The 957-nt window shown below is 36.3% G+C and carries 1 protein-coding gene; it reads left to right on the top strand.

Annotation, left to right across the window (positions count from 1 at the left end; all coding sequences use genetic code 11):
* A partial coding sequence (locus tag DNK84_RS12130; protein WP_119344754.1) for an iron-containing redox enzyme family protein occupies positions 1 to 854 on the top strand: 854 nt, incomplete at its 5' end.
* Positions 855 to 957 lie beyond the last annotated feature (103 nt).

The following is a 957-nucleotide window of genomic DNA, read 5'->3' as shown; positions in this document are numbered from 1 at the left end:
AAATGGAAAAGGTACTAGGAGACTATGGGCAAATTCAGTCAGAAGTTTTTAAAATCATGATAGATGAGTTTGGTTATGGCATACACGATAAAAAGCATAATACACTTTTTAAAATTTTAATGAAAAATATAGGTCTGTTAGACCAAAGCCACAGCTATTGGCAGTTTTATCTTACGTCAACATTATTGGCAAATAACTACTTTCACTCCATTACTAGGGATTCAAGCAAGGTTTTTGAATACTTTGGGGCGATTACGTATGCTGAAAATGCGTTTTCTCCATATTGTAAAAATGTAGCAAATTTAATTAATACCATATTGGGTAAAGAGATAATGCCACTGTATTACATGGAACATGCACACATAGACATTCATCACGGGAAAATGGCTTATGATAACATAGTGATGCGCGCTATTGATTTATATGGAGAAGGCGTTATTGCACATATTGTAAGAGGGATAGAAAGTGCGATATATTTGCAGAAACTGGCTGAAGAAGACTTGTGTGCTCAACTTGACTGGATGAGCAAAAAAGATATCTATAAACAGATCGGTATGGGCATTAAAGAGCGCGTTTTGCAGGATGAAAATAATTTAAAAGTTAATTATCTTATAGAGCCAAGAGGCGAGTTATCTGTGACTCACGTGCATGATGGTGATGAGTTATGTGTTGTTAACAAAGGTTGCCTACGATTTATCAGTGGGCCAACAAATAGTTATGTAGATTTAAATGAAGGAGATGCGGTGGTTATTCGAAAAAACAGGCTGCATGGTGCAGTTGTGTTGTCTGAAACATGCCACTACAACATATGGGAAGCGCACAAAATAACTTCCCGACCCCAAGTTAAACATTAGTCACCAAAACCGCAACAATAAAATCAATTACCCGCTTAAGAAAATAAACTTTTTTGCTGTCAGAACTTTACAGACCAGATGTGGCCGTTATTCTTATGCTTTT

The sequence above is a fragment of the Facilibium subflavum genome (assembly GCF_003574485.1).
In the GTDB taxonomy this organism is placed as follows: domain Bacteria; phylum Pseudomonadota; class Gammaproteobacteria; order Francisellales; family Francisellaceae; genus Facilibium; species Facilibium subflavum.
This window is presented reverse-complemented; position numbering and strand designations above follow the sequence as displayed.